Origin of the sequence: Dinoroseobacter shibae DFL 12 = DSM 16493, from assembly GCF_000018145.1 — a bacterium.
In the GTDB taxonomy this organism is placed as follows: domain Bacteria; phylum Pseudomonadota; class Alphaproteobacteria; order Rhodobacterales; family Rhodobacteraceae; genus Dinoroseobacter; species Dinoroseobacter shibae.
This window is the reverse complement of the sequence record NC_009955.1, coordinates 159641-175731: the sequence shown is the minus strand read 5'-3', so window position 1 is coordinate 175731 and position 16091 is coordinate 159641. Positions and strand designations below refer to the sequence as shown.

At 59.3% G+C, this 16091-nt stretch carries 19 protein-coding genes and 1 pseudogene; 10 read left to right on the top strand and 10 right to left on the bottom strand.

The window, feature by feature from the left end; translation table 11 throughout:
* Window positions 1–7 precede the first annotated feature (7 nt).
* The 4 genes from DSHI_RS19055 to DSHI_RS19040 form a co-directional block, all read right to left on the bottom strand.
* The gene (locus DSHI_RS19055) at window positions 8–2008 is read right to left on the bottom strand and encodes a heme lyase CcmF/NrfE family subunit (protein WP_012187039.1); all 2001 of its coding nucleotides are present in this window, start codon (window positions 2006–2008) and stop codon (window positions 8–10) included.
* A gap of 65 nt (window positions 2009–2073) precedes the next feature.
* A complete protein-coding gene (locus tag DSHI_RS22870; protein ID WP_222481198.1) occupies window positions 2074–2379 on the bottom strand; it encodes an SHOCT domain-containing protein in 306 nt (101 codons plus the stop codon).
* A complete protein-coding gene (locus tag DSHI_RS19045; RefSeq protein WP_009807480.1) occupies window positions 2315–3781 on the bottom strand; it encodes an ATP-binding protein in 1467 nt (488 codons plus the stop codon). Before DSHI_RS19045 ends, DSHI_RS22870 begins: the two co-directional genes overlap by 65 nt.
* A complete protein-coding gene (locus DSHI_RS19040; RefSeq protein ID WP_007803380.1) occupies window positions 3781–4503 on the bottom strand; it encodes a response regulator in 723 nt (240 codons plus the stop codon). Before DSHI_RS19040 ends, DSHI_RS19045 begins: the two co-directional genes overlap by 1 nt.
* Window positions 4504–4691: 188 nt before the next feature.
* Between DSHI_RS19040 and DSHI_RS19035 the strand changes: the two genes are divergently transcribed.
* The 7 genes from DSHI_RS19035 to DSHI_RS19005 all read left to right on the top strand — a co-directional run bounded on the left by DSHI_RS19035 (window position 4692) and on the right by DSHI_RS19005 (window position 9322).
* Window positions 4692–5165 (top strand): rhodanese-like domain-containing protein, encoded by a 474-nt coding sequence (locus DSHI_RS19035; RefSeq protein ID WP_008327269.1) that lies wholly within the window; start codon window positions 4692–4694, stop codon window positions 5163–5165.
* 88 nt (window positions 5166–5253) lie between these two features.
* The gene (locus tag DSHI_RS19030; RefSeq protein ID WP_012187040.1) at window positions 5254–5691 is read left to right on the top strand and encodes an ion channel; all 438 of its coding nucleotides are present in this window, start codon (window positions 5254–5256) and stop codon (window positions 5689–5691) included.
* Between the two features lie 161 nt (window positions 5692–5852).
* Complete coding sequence (locus tag DSHI_RS19025) at window positions 5853–6302, top strand: DUF6010 family protein (protein ID WP_012187041.1); 450 nt, start codon at window positions 5853–5855, stop codon at window positions 6300–6302.
* A 3-nt stretch (window positions 6303–6305) separates the two neighbouring features.
* On the top strand, window positions 6306–6968 hold the full coding sequence (locus DSHI_RS19020; protein ID WP_012187042.1) for a TVP38/TMEM64 family protein: 663 nt from the start codon (window positions 6306–6308) through the stop codon (window positions 6966–6968).
* A 1-nt stretch (window position 6969) separates the two neighbouring features.
* Complete coding sequence (locus DSHI_RS19015) at window positions 6970–7956, top strand: cation diffusion facilitator family transporter (protein WP_012187043.1); 987 nt, start codon at window positions 6970–6972, stop codon at window positions 7954–7956.
* Window positions 7957–7962: 6 nt separating this feature from the next.
* Window positions 7963–8955, top strand: coding sequence for a sterol desaturase family protein (locus DSHI_RS19010; RefSeq protein WP_012187044.1), 993 nt, complete (start codon window positions 7963–7965; stop codon window positions 8953–8955).
* Window positions 8870–9322: a DUF411 domain-containing protein gene (locus DSHI_RS19005; protein ID WP_012187045.1), complete on the top strand. Its 453-nt coding sequence runs from the start codon at window positions 8870–8872 to the stop codon at window positions 9320–9322. Before DSHI_RS19010 ends, DSHI_RS19005 begins: the two co-directional genes overlap by 86 nt.
* A 5-nt stretch (window positions 9323–9327) precedes the next feature.
* Here the strand turns inward: DSHI_RS19005 and DSHI_RS19000 are convergent, their stop codons facing one another.
* Window positions 9328–9894: a Crp/Fnr family transcriptional regulator gene (locus tag DSHI_RS19000; RefSeq protein WP_012187046.1), complete on the bottom strand. Its 567-nt coding sequence runs from the start codon at window positions 9892–9894 to the stop codon at window positions 9328–9330.
* Between the two features lie 75 nt (window positions 9895–9969).
* Between DSHI_RS19000 and DSHI_RS18995 the strand changes: the two genes are divergently transcribed.
* Window positions 9970–10398: a hypothetical protein gene (locus tag DSHI_RS18995; RefSeq protein WP_012187047.1), complete on the top strand. Its 429-nt coding sequence runs from the start codon at window positions 9970–9972 to the stop codon at window positions 10396–10398.
* Here the strand turns inward: DSHI_RS18995 and DSHI_RS23155 are convergent.
* Window positions 10370–11324 (bottom strand): IS630 family transposase gene (locus DSHI_RS23155; RefSeq protein WP_422703591.1). Its coding sequence is split into 2 segments (ribosomal slippage): window positions 10370–10984 and window positions 10986–11324, totalling 954 coding nucleotides; the frame shifts between segments, so codons are not numbered across the junction. The genes DSHI_RS18995 and DSHI_RS23155 overlap by 29 nt on opposite strands.
* Window positions 11325–11409: 85 nt before the next feature.
* A complete protein-coding gene (locus DSHI_RS22435; protein WP_157865443.1) occupies window positions 11410–11598 on the bottom strand; it encodes a hypothetical protein in 189 nt (62 codons plus the stop codon).
* 55 nt (window positions 11599–11653) lie between these two features.
* Between DSHI_RS22435 and DSHI_RS18980 the strand changes: the two are divergent.
* Window positions 11654–11800, top strand: a pseudogene (locus tag DSHI_RS18980) (ubiquinol-cytochrome c reductase iron-sulfur subunit N-terminal domain-containing protein); the annotation flags it as partial.
* A 389-nt stretch (window positions 11801–12189) separates the two neighbouring features.
* Here DSHI_RS18980 and DSHI_RS18975 read toward each other — a convergent pair.
* Both DSHI_RS18975 and DSHI_RS21945 read right to left on the bottom strand, forming a co-directional pair.
* A complete protein-coding gene (locus DSHI_RS18975) occupies window positions 12190–13218 on the bottom strand; it encodes an IS110 family RNA-guided transposase (RefSeq protein ID WP_012187049.1) in 1029 nt (342 codons plus the stop codon).
* 102 nt (window positions 13219–13320) lie between these two features.
* Window positions 13321–14078 (bottom strand): IS5 family transposase gene (locus DSHI_RS21945; RefSeq protein ID WP_085930427.1). Its coding sequence is split into 2 segments (ribosomal slippage): window positions 13321–13757 and window positions 13757–14078, totalling 759 coding nucleotides; the frame shifts between segments, so codons are not numbered across the junction.
* A 110-nt stretch (window positions 14079–14188) separates the two neighbouring features.
* On the opposite strand from DSHI_RS21945, the gene DSHI_RS21940 reads away from it, so the two are divergent.
* Window positions 14189–14911: a hypothetical protein gene (locus tag DSHI_RS21940; RefSeq protein WP_012187052.1), complete on the top strand. Its 723-nt coding sequence runs from the start codon at window positions 14189–14191 to the stop codon at window positions 14909–14911.
* Here DSHI_RS21940 and DSHI_RS18960 read toward each other — a convergent pair.
* Entirely contained in the window at window positions 14908–16026 is a 1119-nt protein-coding gene (locus DSHI_RS18960) for a Fic family protein (RefSeq protein ID WP_012187053.1), read from the bottom strand. The genes DSHI_RS21940 and DSHI_RS18960 overlap by 4 nt on opposite strands.
* Between the last annotated feature and the right edge of the window lie 65 nt (window positions 16027–16091).

Below are 16091 nucleotides of genomic sequence, written 5' to 3'. Positions count from 1 at the left end.
TTCTCTCCTACTCGGCAGGAACGGCATCGGTGGCTGGCTGTTTGGCACGGCGCGGCGCCCCGACCCTCAAACGGCGATCCGACAAGGACAAACAGCCACCGATCACCAGCAGGATCGAGCCGATCCAGATCAGGTTGACGAGCGGTTCATAAAGGATCCGAAGGGTCCATGCTCCGGCGTTGTTCACTTGATCGGAGGCTGGCGTTGCAATCGACGTATAGAGATCACCCGCCAATGTGGAGCGGATGGCCGACTCCGTCGTCTGGCTTTCCGCGACCGGGTAATACCGCCGTTCCGGGAAAAGTGTCGTGACCAATTCGCCATCCCGACGCACCACAAGGGTGCCGCGATCCGCGATGTAGTTCGGCCCTTGAACCTTTGCGGCCCCTTCGAAGGTGATGTCGAACCCGGCGATCGTGACTTCGGTCCCGGGGGCGGCAAAGACGATCTCCTCACTCTTCCATCCGGTCGAGCCGATCATCCCCATCATCAACACAGCGACGCCGGCATGGGCAAGCGTCATACCGTGAGAGGCGCGTGGCAGGTTGCGCACGCGTCTCGCGCTCTCTGCAAGGGAAACCTCGAACAGACGGATGCGTAGCGCCCATTCCCGCAGGGTCGCAAAAAGCAGCCACGCTGCGCCGAGGATGGCAAGATAGGCCATGATCGGCCCACCGTTCAGAAGATACCATGCGGCCAAGGCTGCAATGACCGCCAGCACGGCCACGAATTGGATGCGATCGAGCAAACCGGCGATATCAGCCCGCTTCCACGACAGGAATGGACCAAGACCCATGAACACGACCAGTGCCAGCATCATCGGAATGAAGGCCGCGTTGAAGAAAGGTGGACCGACCGAGATCTTGTCCCCGGTGACAGCCTCCAGGATCAGTGGATAAAGCGTCCCGAACAGGACCGTTCCCGTAGCGGCGGCCAGAATGAGGTTGTTCACGAGCAGCCCGGCCTCGCGGCTGATCGGGCGAAACAGACCACCCGGCTCCATTTCGGGCGCCCGCCAGGCGTAGAGCGCCAGCGACCCACCGATGGACACGGCCAGCAGACCCAGAATGTAAAGCCCGCGCTCTGGATCGACGGCGAAGGCATGCACGGATGTAAGCAGGCCTGACCGGACGATGAACGTCCCGAGCAGCGAAAGCGAGAAAGTCAGGATGGCAAGTAGGATGGTCCAGCTTTTGAACGCGTCGCGCTTTTCGGTGACGATGGCGGAATGCAGCAGCGCCGTGCCCAGAAGCCAGGGCATGAAGCTCACGTTCTCGACCGGGTCCCAGAACCACCAGCCGCCCCAGCCCAGTTCATAATAGGCCCACCACGATCCAAGAGCGATACCTGCCGTAAGGCTGACCCACGCGGCCAATGTCCACGGGCGGACCCATCTGGCCCAGGCCGGATCGACGCGCCCTTCCAGAAGAGCCGCAACGGCAAAGGAAAACACGATGGAGAAGCCGACATACCCGAAATACAAGAGCGGCGGGTGCATGGCGAGACCCATGTCCTGAAGCAACGGGTTGAGGTCATTGCCGTCGAGCGGCGGCGGAAACACCCGCTCGAAGGGGTTCGACGTCAGCAGCAGGAAGGACAGGAAGCCGACGCTGATCCACGCCTGCACCGACAAGGTGCGCGCCTTGGTCTCGGCGGGGATGTTCGATCCGAACCAGGCGACGCCCGCGCCGAACACCGCGAGTATCAGGATCCAGAGCAGCAGCGAACCCTCATGGCTGCCCCAGGTCCCGGCCACCTTGTAGAGCATTGGCTTGAGCGAATGGGAGTTCTCGACGACGTTCCTGACGGTAAAATCGCTGACGATGAAAGCCTGCATCAGCGCTGCGAAGGCGATGGCCACAAACAGCACTTGTCCTATTGCCGTCGCCTGGGCGGATTTCATCCAGACGGCATTTCTACGCGACGCACCTGCAATCGGTAGAACACTCTGAACAAGCGCAAGCGCCAGTGCGAGGGCCAGTGCGAAGTGACCAATTTCCGGGACCATGGCGTTCTTTCCTATTCAGCGTCGGTGGGCGTCGCGTCGGACGGCTTTGGCGTCCGCGGCGGGGTCTATTCGTCGAGCGTTGCTTTGCGGCGACGGAACTCTTCTTCGTCGATTTCCCCATTTGCAAAGCGGCGCCTGAGCGCTTCCTGCGCGTCCGAGTCCGGGGGACGGGTGCCATTGTCCCGCAGCCTGAACACCAGAAACACCACCAATGCGATCAGCGCACCCCAGAAGGCGAGCATCATGAAGCCGCCCATAAAGCCATAGCCACTGCCCCACATGTGCCCCGTCCAGGAGCCTGGTCCATCAGCCTGCGCCATGCTGGCGGGCAAGCTGGCCAGCAACGGCAGGATCAACGCGTTCAGTTTCATCTGTTTCTCCTTCGATCAGTTCGGTTTCATCCAACGGGATGGTGACAACAGCGCGCAAACCCGCGCTGTTCTGATTGACCAGCTGGATATCGCCGCCATGGGATTGGACGATTGTCCTCGCGATTGAGAGCCCAAGCCCATAACCGCCCGTTTCCAGAGACCTCGATTGCTCGAGGCGATAGAACGGATCGAAGACCTTTTCCAACTGGTCGACGGGAATGCCGGGCCCATTGTCATCGATGTTGAGTACGAGGTTCGAACCGTGGGTCGCCCAGCTGACTTTTGCGGCACCACCGTAGCGAACGGCGTTCTCAAGCAAGTTCCTCAGTGCCCTTCGGAACGCGTTGGGTCGAAGCCGCACGGCAACATCATCACTCGGGGCAAAGGTGCAGTGTGCCGCCATATCGCTGCACAAGCTGTCCAGAAAATTGCGCAGATCGACCACTTCGGCACCTTCGGATCCGGTAAGGCCGCGTGCAAAGGTGAGCGTCGCTTCGACCATACTCTGCATCTCTTCGACCGATGCGATGAGGCTGTCCCGCGTCTCTTCTTCGTCAACCAGCTCCGCGCGGACACGCATGGCAGTCAACGGCGAGCGTAAATCGTGGCCAAGGGCTGCGAGCATACGTGTACGATCACTGACAAACCGGGTCAGCCGTCGTTGCATGCGGTTGAATGCGACGGTCAGATCTCTGACCTCGGTCGGCCCTGTGACCGCCAATTCGCCCACATCTTCGCCCCGGCCAAGATGGTCCGCGGCCTTCGACAGGTGCCGCAAAGGACGCGTCAGGCGCGTCATTACAAACCAGAAGATCGCCACCAGAAGCAGTCCGGCGGAAATCCCGAAGGTCAGCATCGAATAGAAAGGCCATTGGATCGGCGGTCGCTCGAACCGCGTTCCGACATTCAGCCAACGCGCTCCCTTGATGGCGATGGACAGGTTCATTTCAACCGCTGTCAACTCTCCGCGCATCATCGCGAGATGCATTTCTGTCATCTCGTCCGAGAGATTGGGAAGAGGCCGCAACTCGCCCTCGACCTCGTGCAATTCAACGCGAATATCCCGGCTGTAGCTGTCATCCATCAGGGCGCGTATGCGCGCTTCCACGATGCCGCCGTCCGAATGACCGGTGTGATCCACGATCGGAGCGTCCGACAGATCGAACCGGATCAGAGGCGAATTTGCCGCGCGAAGGATCGAGTCCTGCAGATCCAGCGGGGCCTCTTCGATCAACCGCGCGACATTCGCTGCGCGACCCGCGGCCTCGAATCCTAAAGCTGCACGGATCGCAAGGCTGCGCTCGTCGGCGAACAGGAACAGGCTGATCACCTGGGCCACGACAAGTGCCGCGACCACAAGCAGGATCAATTGGCCGCTCAGAGATCTCATCGCACGGCGCATCACGGCGCATCCTCGACATCGGCAGCCAGACAGTATCCGCCGTTCCGCACCGTTTTGATGACACTGGGCCTAAGTACATCCGGCTCGATTTTGCGGCGGAGACGGCTGATCTGATTGTCGATGGTGCGATCCATCGGGCCTGCCGTCCGACCAGCGGTCAGGTCAAGCAACTGGTCACGGCTGAGCACCATCCTCGCGCGTTCCAGCAGGACCGCCAGCAATTTGAACTCGGAGGTCGTCAATGGGGTCTCGGTGGTGGACTCGTCAATCAGCACCTGCCGGTCGGTATCCAGTATCCAGTGCGCAAAAGAGACTTTCCTCCCAGCGAGGCTTCCGGCCACAGGTTCGTCGCGGTTGCTTCTCCGAAGAACCGACTTGATGCGGGCGAGCAGTTCTCGTGGATTGAACGGCTTGGCGAGATAATCGTCCGCACCGATTTCCAGACCCACGATCCGATCCGTTTCCTCACCAAGCGCCGTCAGCATGATGATCGGAAGATCACCCTCTGGCGCAAGTCTGCGGCAAACCGACAAACCGTCCTCGCCCGGCATCATGACATCGAGCACGAGGAGGTCGAAGTGACCAGTGGCCAGCTTGGCATCCATCTCCACGGCATCCCTGGCGACGGTCGTGCGCATTCCGTTCTTCTCCAGGAAGCGCGCGACGCTTTCGCGTATCTGAGCGTGGTCGTCCACGATAAGGATATGAGGTGGCGGTCCCATGGCGTCCTTCCTAGATCATCGTTGCATTCTGTTTCATGGGCAGAATTGTAGCCGTTTGTATCAGGTCAGTCCCTTGCTACAGATGGATACAAATCTGTGCCTGCACCGTGTCGTGCTCCCGGGTAGCGTCGCGCGTATGTTATGTGACCTTTGGGATCGCAACCGATCAAAGGATGAGGTTTTCGAATATGGCTCTTGATTTGAACCGGCGCCGTTTCGTTCTGGGTGCTCATATGACGGTGCTGACCGTCGCGGCGTCACCGCTGTTGGCGCAGAGCCGATCTGTCTGGTCGGCAGAGAATGCCTTTGACGCGCTTCTATCGGATACGGCGCGGATCATCGATGTCAGAACGCACAAAGAGTGGCAAGAAACCGGCGTAGGTGCTGGTGTATGGCCGATAAGCATGCACGCGTCCGGTTTTCCGGACCGATTGTTCAGGGCCAAGGAACTGAGCGGTGATCGCACTGTTGGACTGATCTGCGCCACTGGCGGACGCTCCGCATCGCTGCTTCGAGCGTTGAGACAAGCTGGTTATTCGGGCTACGCCGATATCTCGGAAGGGATGTTGGGATCAGGCGAAGGGCCTGGCTGGATCGCATCGAACTTGCCGACCGTTCCGGTGGATGTCGCCCTGAACGGGTTGCCCCCCGCGTTGGCCTGACCAGTGAAGAATCAATTGGTCCCGTTGTGCTAAAAGCCTGATGTATGGTCAAATTGACCTGTTTGAACAGGAAGACGGGTTTGGGTGTATGACCGAGTTGATGGCTATGTTTGTCGGAATATGCGCGGCGATCGTGATGGGAATTGTCCATCATTATGCGTTGTCGGGCATTCTGAAGTTTTCCCCGCAGCGGTCGGATGGCTCCGGCTTTCGGATCATCCTGACGTTTTCCGCGTTGCTGTTGCTGCACGTATTGGAACTTGTGACGCTCGCCGTGTTCAACACGATGGTGGTGGCAAGCGTTCTGCCGCAATCGTTCAGCAACAGCCCGCCGATGTTTCAGGATGTTCTCTATGTTACGGGCATCTCGTTCTCGACCCTTGGCTATTCGTCCATAGAGGTGGTCGGGCCCTTTCGACTGTTGCTGATGCTGCAATCGCTTTTGGGCTTCATGTTGCTGACCTGGTCAGCGACGTTTCTTTACTCAGCCTGCCAGCAAGTCTGGCAGAAGGCGAAAGATGACTGAAAATCGCCACGCGCGTCGGACATGAGCTTGGCGTCAGCGTCAAATACGTCCTGATATCGGTCCTTTGACCTCACCGTGGAACGGTTGAGTGAGCGCTGCGTTGCGCGCGTGGATGAATAGCCCTTGACCTTCCAGTTGCTGGAATCCCTAGGTACAAAGCCATGGCACAGATTTTCGAAAAGACAGGCGATCACGTATCGCACCATCGACACGGGGATATCTTGAAATCTCCCGTATGGGTTGGTGTGTTGTTTGTCTTGCTCACAATGCCGGCTCACCTGTTTTTGGATGAAAAGAGCTCGATAGCTCTTGCTTCGATCACGCTTGCTTTGATTGGCGGTGCCTATATCGGCTTTGGCGCCGCGGACGGCAGAGCGCGCGTGTTCTGGGCAGAGCTCGCCGTCGCCCTTTTGTTCGGCTCGGCAGCCTTTTTGGGGCTGATATGGCATTGGGCTTTCCTTCCCTTGGGCTTGGCCCTGCACGCCCTTTGGGACATGTCACACCACAATTCTTATCGTCTCGCCCGGATTCCGAACTGGTATATTCCATTCTGCGTGGCCTTTGACCTTTTGGCAGCGACGTTCTTCGTTCTGCTCTATGCCGTGTTTTGATCCATGATGATGCGCATCCTTCTTATTGCGGTGTTCCTGATGGGAGTCGTCGCATTGGCCTTCCCGGACGTCCTTGGCGTTGACATTCGCCTGCCTGATCGCGCGGAAATTGACCGCTGGATCGAGGCGGCAGGTCTTGCCGGACCAATGGTTATCGTGGCGCTTATGACAATCGCTATCGTCGCAAGCCCCCTGCCCTCGGCGCCGATCGCACTCGCCGCCGGAGCGGCTTATGGGCACACGTTCGGGACACTCTTTGTCGTTCTTGGCGCGGAACTCGGTGCGCTTGCCGCTTTTGGTCTGGCCCGCGGTCTCGGTCGTCCCTTCGTTGAGCGTCATCTCGGTCAGAAGATTAACACAGGCCTGTTCGGATCGCAGAACACTCTGACCTTCTTGGTCTTCGGCAGTCGCCTGCTGCCGTTTCTGTCCTTCGATATGATCAGTTACGCCGCAGGTCTGAGCAAGCTGCATCTTTGGAGGTTCGCGCTGGCCACGATGGCCGGGATTATTCCAGCGAGTTTTTTGCTCGCTCACATGGGCAACCAGGCGATGAACGGAGATGCCCGCACTGCCACATGGACCGCGCTTGCGCTCGGTGGCTTTACCGGCCTGTCGGTTCTCTTCGCCGCGACGCGAAAGACCGGTACACAAGGGGAGGAGAGCTGATATGGCCAGTCATTCTCACGCCGGGCACATGCCGAGTTCCGGCAAGGCCCTTGTGATTTCGGCCTGGCTCACCGGCGTCTACTTCGTGATTGAACTGGCCGTCGGGCTCTGGACTGGCTCGATTGCCGTCCTGTCGGATGCGTTTCACACCCTGTCGGCGGTTGGCGGCGTTCTCGTGGCCATCACCGCGCAGCGGATTGCGCGCCGTCCAGCGGATTCGACGCGCAGTTTCGGATGGTACCGCGCCGAAATCATCGGGGCGCTGGTGAATGGCGGCTTTCTTCTCGGCATGGCGCTTCTGGTGATCTGGATGGGCGCGATGCGGCTCGGAGACCCGATCCACCTGGCCACAGGCCCCATGCTTTGGGTCGCCTTCGGGGGCCTGGTCACGGAAGTGGTCTCTCTGGCGCTGATGTGGCAATCGAGCAAGGACGATCTGAATGCCCGTGGCGCGCTCTGGCACATCATCCAGACCTTTGTCGGCAGCCTCCTGATCATCGTCACCGCCCTTGTGATCGAGTTCACCGGCTTTCTGGCGATTGACCCGATTCTCGGCATGGCGTTCGGGGTGGTTCTCCTCTGGGCCTCTGTGGGCGTAATCAAGGAAGCGGTCCACATTCTCATGGAAGGCACGCCCGAGGGAACGGATCTCGACGCTGTAACAGCGGACCTGAACGGGCAGGACGGGGTTCTGGATGTTCACCATGTGCATGCCTGGACGCTGACCAGCGGCAAACACGCGTTTTCCGCCCATATCCGCCATCAGTCACCCGCCGAGGCCGCGGATTTGCTGAACAGGGCCTATCGGCGGCTGACGGAACAGCATGGGTTTCACATGGTCACGCTGCAGCTCGAAACAGAGTGTCTCGACGAGCGCCACGCGCGGGATCTTGATATAGTCCAGATAGCGGCTGCAAAGGCTGCGCAAGAAAAGACTGATGTGCGAGATGCGCATCCGCACCCAAGCCCTAACACAGAAGGGCCGTAGACTGTGATGGACATAATACTAGCCGCAGAGCCGGAGATTCGTCTGACGGCGTTTTTGAGTGTGCTGGCCGCCATGGCGCTTTGGGAACTCGCCGCCCCGCGTCGGCGGCGTGACATTCCGCGTGTCATCCGTTGGTCGAACAACCTGGCACTTGTCGTGATCGATACGGCGATCCTCCGGTTGTCTTTCCCAATCCTGGCCGTCGGTCTGGCGGTCCTGGCCGAGGAGCGGGGCTGGGGCCTGTTCAACATTATCGAGGCTCCTTTCGGGTTGGCTGTGATCCTGTCCATGCTGCTGCTCGATCTGGCGATCTATCTGCAACATGTCATGTTCCACGCCGTCCCGGCCCTGTGGCGCCTGCACCGGATGCACCATGCGGATCTCGACTTCGACGCAACCACTGGATTACGCTTCCATCCGATTGAGATCCTCATCTCGATGGCGATCAAGCTCGCCCTGGTGGCAGCGCTTGGTCCGCCCGGCGTCGCGGTTTTGTTGTTCGAGATCATCCTCAACGCCACTGCCCTCTTCAACCATGCCAACATCAACCTGCCGAGACCGGTCGACCGGTGGCTCAGATGGATCGTCGTCACACCCGACATGCACCGCGTGCATCATTCTGTCGATCCGCGCGAAACCAACTCAAACTACGGCTTCAACCTGCCGTGGTGGGACCGCCTCATGGGTACTTACGTAGCCCAGCCCGCGAAGGGCCACGAGGGAATGACGATCGGTATCGAGCAGTTTCGCACGACGCGCGACCTCTGGGTCGACAGGATGTTGATCCAGCCCCTTCGCGGGCCAGCAAGCGGACACGCCCTGGATACATCCGCCCTCACGCCGACAAGCAGGAACAGCCTCTGGACTCTCGAAAACACAGTTCTAGGGTCTCGGGTAACTCAAAAAGGAACACATGATGAAACGACGTACGTTCTTGCTGGCCGGAGCGGCTGCCACACTCCCCCTGCGAGCACTGGCCAACACGGAACCGGTCATTAAAGTCCTGAAAACCCCCACCTGCGGATGCTGCACCGCTTGGGTCGATCATGTCCGGCAAGCGGGCTTCGCGGTCGAGGCGCAGGACGTCGATCAGGATGCGCTTTATGCGTTCAAAGATCGGCTGCAAATTGCACCGGAACTTGCTGGATGTCACACGGCGGTCGTGGGCGACTATTTTATCGAGGGCCACGTGCCTGCCGCGGACATCACGCGGCTGCTAGCAGAGCAACCGATGGCGCGCGGTTTGACTGTCCCCCGCATGCCGATGAGTTCGCCCGGCATGGGCGGTCCCGGGGCCGGTGACGCTTTTGACACCTTGCTTGTTGGCTCCGACGGCGCGACCTCGGTCTTCGCGAGCCACAGCTGATCAGGTCATGGGTGCAGGTGATAGATCCCGCGGGACGGGTTCATGACCCGTCCGTCTTGCACAAGCTTTCGCAGCGCCCTGTAGGTCGCCTCATGGCTCAATTGTAACCGAGCGGCAAATTCGACGATGGAGCCTTCGAGCAAGCCTGCGATCAACCCTGCCATCACCCGGTCCTCTGCGCGCCGAATGCCGACGATCTCCAGCATCTGTCGCTGCGCCTGTATCTGTTGAGCCGCCTGACGGCCATAGGCGCGGGCAAATGCCGGGTCGGCAAAAGCGGCCAATACGGAAGCCTTGTCGATCCGGATCAGCGCCCCGGCCTCAACAATGACTGCGTCGCAATGATAGACCTCCGAAAACACCGAAGCTTCGGCAAAGCTTGTTCCGGCTTGGGCACGGTGGATGATGAACCGCTCGCCATCTGGACCGACCCGCTCGAGATGCACGCGCCCGGTTTGCACGACATAGAGACCGTGGGTGGGGTCGCCTTGGTGAAATACGGTATCTCCAACCGCGCCGGAGATTGGGCGCAGGGCTGAGCTCGGGATATGATCATAGGGGTTTGGCAACATATGATTGAAATCATATTACGATGCATCCGCCCCTGCTAGCGTAAACATGACACCACCCCATTGAAGGACCTGTCCATGCGTCTCATTCCCTTCGTCCTTGCCATAGTGATGGCCGCACCCGTGGCCGCGCAGCACGCCAATTCCGCGGCTGGTCACGACATGGGCGGACCGCAGGAAACCGGGCAATCGGCCTTTGCCGCCTTGGCGGAAATCGTAACGATCCTGCAGGCCGATCCCGAGACGGATTGGGAGCGGGTCGATATTGACGGATTGCGCCGCCATCTGGTCGATATGGACCTTCTGACCCAAGAGGCCGTGGTCGCCCGCACCCTGCGGCCGGAAGGGGCCCGGTTCGAGATTCGGGGCACCCCCCGTGTTCTCGAGGCCATCCGCGCCATGGTGCCCGCCCATGCGCCCTTTCTCGCGGCCGAGACCGGCTGGGACGTTGTGACAGAGGACTTAGAGCGTGTCGCGTTTAATCGGTTTTATATCCTGCGGCCTTGAAGAAGTTGTAGCATTCCTCGTCGGTGAAGAGGTCGCACACATGACCGACAGCCTGCCAAAGTTCATGGTAGGTTCGGGCTGCAGCCTTTCGGATCAGGACCTTGAGCTTTGAGAAGGCCATCTCGATCGGGTTGAGGTCGGGACTGTAGGGCGGCAGGAACAGGAACCACGCGCCGATATCTCGCATGGCCTTGGCTGCGCCGGGGCTCTTATGGCTCGACAAGTTGTCGAGGATGACCACGTCGCCCGGACCCAAGGTCGGCACCAGCTGGGTCTCGATATAGAGGTCGAACAACTCGCCGTTCATTGCGCCATCGATCACCCACGGGGCATCGAGGCGATCATGGCGCAGGGCACCGATGAAGGTCTGGGTGCGCCAATGCCCGAACGGCGCGTGATCGACCAGGCGTTGCCCGCGCGGGGCCCAGCCGGTGGTCTTGGCCATGTTCGTCTTGAGCGATGTCTCGTCGATGAAAGCCAGCCTTTCCAGATGTCTGGCCATGAAGGGCTGGCGTTTGCCGATCCATATGCGGCGCAGATCGGCCACGTCCTGACGCTTCTGCTCAAGGGCTTGCAGGTCTTTTTTTGTGTGACAGCCCGAGCCTGAGCAGCAGCCGACCGACCGACGAGCGATGAACCTTCACCCCGTGTTTCGCGGCCAGTTCCGCGGTCAACTCGTCAATCGTCAGATCGGGTTGCGCCGTGATCCGGCTCTCCACCCAGCCTTTGACGCTGGTCAGTTTGCCGCGCCCGGGATTGCCCTGAGGTTTCGGCGCGAGCGAGCCGGTCTCGCGCTTGAGCCGCACCATGTCGTTGACGAACTTGATCGACACGCACAGCCGCCGAGCCGCCTCTGTGTGCGTGTTGCCCTGCTCGACAAGCCGCACGGCACGTTCACGCAACTCAACAGGATGCGCTTTGCCCATCTCTGACCTCCATATCTGCCTGAAAGACATGGAATCATAGGAACAACATCAGGGGAATCCTGAATCTGGTCAGAGGCGACATGCTCTAGAAGATGGCGTGGCGCTCAGTGTCGATGGCGATGCCGCGCAGATTCAGGGACTTGGTTTCTTTGGTCTGATGACCATCGGGGCGCATCACCAGGAGCACCACCTCATGATGGCAAAAGGCGCGGGCCCGCACCATTAATGCGCCGACAAGGCCTGTTTGATGATCCGTAGAGAGGTGCGCTGACAAAACGTTACATCTCGCGTGTTGACCTTCCAGCGCGGGAGGCACGGACACATGCCCGATGATGGAAGCGTCAGAGAATACCGCCCGCAGGGATTTCCTGTATTACGCAACGGTCGGGGCAGGGGTCGTGGCAACAGGGGCTGCGCTCTGGCCACTGGTGAACCAGATGAACCCCTCCGCCGATGTCCGCGCCTTGGCACAGATGGGGTCTGCTCCGGTAGGGGGCAGGATCGTACGTTAGTGCAAGTGCCCGGATTTGACTTTCTAGGGTCAGGACTTCGGTAACGGGGTCGCCTCAGTCAAGCGATTTTCCGCAGTCAAATTGATCCGCCAAGGCGGTTCGCTTGGATCGGGCATGCCTGTGGCTGCTTTCTGGCTGCCTTCGGCTGAGGTCCTTTGGGTACATGCTTCGGTTCGTGGTCAGCGCGGTGGCTGCCAACATGATGCTGGTTCGATGTAATTCCGATGTGCCCATCTCATAGGCGTGCTTGACTTGTGTCAGCGACAGTCCAAACCACGGCATTATCGGAACCACGTCCCTGCGGGACCTCGACAGCCTGCGATCAGGCAGGCAACGGGTGGCGGCTCATCCGATCAGGCAAGGTTCGGCGCGGCATCTGGCTGGAAGGTTGTGCCATCGACCCAAATCCGATGGAGGATGACAGCGATGCGGCGTGCGAGGGCGACCATCGCGATTTTGCGACCACGCCGCTGCGCGAGCTGGGCTCCCCATGTTCTCAGCCATGTCGATCGGCCGCGATTCATCATGACGGTTGCTGCCTGGCACAATGTTCGCCTCAGATTGACGTCACCAGCCTTGGTGATGCCGCCTGACACGTCTCGTTCACCGGACTGGTTGCGTGAGGGCGTCAGGCCAACCCAGGGGCCAATTCTCTTTGAAGACCGAAAGCGGGCAGGATCATCGACCGCAGCACGGAATGTAAGTGCTACGACCGCACCGATTCCAGGCATCGACATAAGCCGTTGGCAAACCTGATCATCCCAGGCCAACTGGCGCACGCGTTCTTCGAGCCCGGCCAGTTCCTGCCGTAGGGTCGCCCGGGCCCGCAGCATCGGGTCTGTCGCGGTTTCCAGCATCGGGTTGCCATCTGCCAACTCCCGAATGCGTGTCTCAAACCTGCCACGGGAGATCGCGCCGACCTTGAGGCCAAAGTTCCGCAGGAGTCCGCGCAACGACATTTCCAGAGCGATCATGTTCTGCTGGATAGCCTTTCGAGCGCCAAGAACCGCCCGGGTTTCCTGAGCAGACACGGATTTACAGTGGACCGGGCGGAACCAGCCGAGATGAAGAAGGCGTGCAATCCCTTCTGCATCGCGCCGATCCGTCTTGATCGGCATCGCCTTCAGCGCTCCTTTCACTTGGCGCGTTTCCATGAGCACCGTATCAAGGCCAGCTTCGGTCAGCCCTCGGTGCAGCCATTGCGACAGAGGCCCAGCCTCCAGGCCAATCGCCGCGATGCTGCCGTCCAGATCATGCAGCCAGCGCGCCAGAACCTCGGGTTCGCTTTCAGTCTCTGCCTCTTTGATAATCTTGCCGTACTCGCTGATCACGCAGACCGAAGTCTTCGCAAGCGACACATCCAATCCGACAAACAATTTCATCCCGTCATCCTCCATGTGGGTTCAATACGGGAATGGCGACAGCGCGGTGCTAGTCTGACAAGTGGCAACGGCGGCGCGTGACGCAGGCCCCGTTACGGCATCTCATAGCCAGTAAATGACGAGTGCAGCAAGGGCGATTGCTGATAGGAAGACCTTTGGGCATCGGTCGTAGCGGGTCGCCACACGCCGCCAATCCTTCAGCCTGCCAAACATGATCTCGATCCGATTGCGGCGCTTGTATCGACGTTTGTCGTATTTGACTGTTGCCTTGCGTTGCTTTCGACCCGGTATGCAGGGGCGTATCCCTTTGTCTTGCAACGCTTCTCTGAACCAATCGGCGTCATAGCCGCGGTCACCGAGTAGCCAATCGACCTTCGGAAGGCTGCTGACTAACGCCCGTGCGCCGATGTAATCACTGACCTGACCAGCCGTAACGAACAGGTTCAGCGGGCGTCCTTGGCTGTCACAAATGGCGTGCAGCTTGGTATTCATGCCGCCCTTGGTCCGGCCAATCAGGCGTCCACGCCCCCCTTTTTGACGCCCAAACTGGTCGCCGTGCGATGTGCCTTCAAGTAAGTTGCGTCGATCATCACAGTCTTCCTCTCGCCGTGCTCGGCGGCAAGACCGGCCATCATCCGCGCGAAGATCCCCTTATCGCTCCACCGTTTCCAACGGTTGTAAAGCGTCTTGTGTGGGCCATAGGCAACGGGTGCGTCACGCCAGCGTAAGCCATTGCGATTGATGAAGATAATCCCACTGAGAACGCGTCGATCATCTACGCGCGGCTTGCCATGGGACTTTGGAAAGAAGGGGGCAAGACGCGCCATCTGCGCGTCCGTGAGCCAAAAAAGATCAGACATATTCACCACTCGGTTTTCGAGCCGTGAATCATGCCGCTACACGAAAATCAATGGGTCCTGACCCTAGGAAAAGGACTTGGCTCACCCAAAAAGCGCTCTAAAGTCCTCTTATGCAAGCCAAGATGCGAAACGCAAACACTCGATCCGGCTTTGCCTTGATTGTTGTGCTGTCCGGTTTGACTGTCCTGACCGCTCTGTTTGCCGTGACCAGTGCCATCATGATGGCGCGCTTGGAACGTTCACACAGCACTGCAGTTTTAGTCGGCACCAATCGTCTGAACCACGAAGCCCTCAGATTGGTCCTGCAAGGTGAAGTGCCTGATGCTTCTGCGGCTCTATTGCAGTTGGAGCTTGGCGGGGCGACTTATCAGATCACTCTTCAAGATACCGGCGGATTGATCGACCTCAATACGGCCGCCCCCGAATTGATCGACATGGTGGCGGATCATCTAGGTTTGCCGGAAGAAGCGTTAGATCGACTTCGTGATTGGCGCCGAACTCCGCACCGTTTGATCCGCACGAGCGATTTTCTTCGCGTCACAGACGCATCCCCCGCTTTGAACAGCAAGTTGGAAGAAATCGCGACAGTGTATTCAGGGCGACGCGGGATTGCACCTGACGTGGCGCCGCAAGCAGTCCTGGAACTCATTAGTGATCACGGCTCTTCGCGCGAAGCAGCACTCGAGGAGATCGACGGAGAGTTTGTGTCTGCTCCGTCTGGGGTGAATTTTCGAGTTGTCGTACAAGACTCAAAAACTAGGGCGGAATGGATAGCAGGAACAGTGCATCTGCCTCGAACATCAGACAACCGACGCGTTCTATGGCTGCGCTAGGCTATGATCCCGGCAAGTGACTTCAGCCAGTAACGCGTGTATCGGCGTTCGCCAGTGCGCGTGAGGGCACCAATCTCGACAAGTTCTTGTAGATCCCTTGTAGCAGTCGCGCGCGATATACCGGTGATCGAAATATAGTTCTCGGCGCTCAAACCACCCTTGAAGCCATCTGGTCCCTCCCGGAACATCCGCTCGATCACCTTGGCTTGCCGTTCGTTCAGTTGATCACGATGCCGGCCATAGAAATGCGCCTTGGCAATGAAGAAGCCCACGCGGCCCAGGGTGACCTGCTGCGCTTCAAGAACGGACTTTGCAAACCATACCAGCCAAGGCGTGACCTCCAGCGTCTTCTGGTGTCGCTCGAGCTGATCGTAATAGTCCTTTCGCTTTCGCTCGAGGGTGAAAGCCAGCGCGATCAGGCTGGGCTGGCCGATACTCTGAGCCAGGGACTTTTCGGCCAAGGCCCGACCCAGGCGACCATTCCCGTCCTCAAATGGGTGGATACTTTCGAAGTAGAGATGACTCAGGCCCGCACGCGTCAACGCTGGCAAGGGCTCCTCGGCACCCGGCTCGGTCCGATTGAACCAGTCGACATACCGGTCCATCTCTTCCGGAACCTGCACAGATGGCGGCGCCTCAAAATGCACGACCGGACGATCAAAACGGCCAGAGACGATCTGCATGGCATCCTCGTGCTGCCGGTATGAACCGATCGCCTCCAGGCGCTTGTCGAAGGCCAAGAGCATCTCATGCCACCGAAACAGGGTGCCGTGCGCAAGGGGCTCGGCATAGGTCGAGTAAACATCGACCATCATCTCAGCCACCCCCTGCTCGCGAGGTTTGTTCGGATAGCTGTCAGGCTCTAATCCAAGGTGCCGGCGAAGTGAGGATTGCACGCTGCGCCGGTCCAGCATCTCGCCCTCGATGGCACTGGTCTTCATCGCTTCATCGCTCAGCAGATCGATGCGGAGTTGATCACGCTCGGACGGGTTCACATGGTGGACGGCACCAAGGACTTCGCCTGAGGACAGCAAAAATCGCTGCTCAAGCGGTGCCAGTGCGGCCTCGTCATACCGGAATTCCGGCCAACCGGATATCTGCCAGTTCCATGCCATGAGTTATAGAGCCCTTTTTTATAACGCATGAATAGATCATTTTTGAGGTATAGAAGTCAATTCTA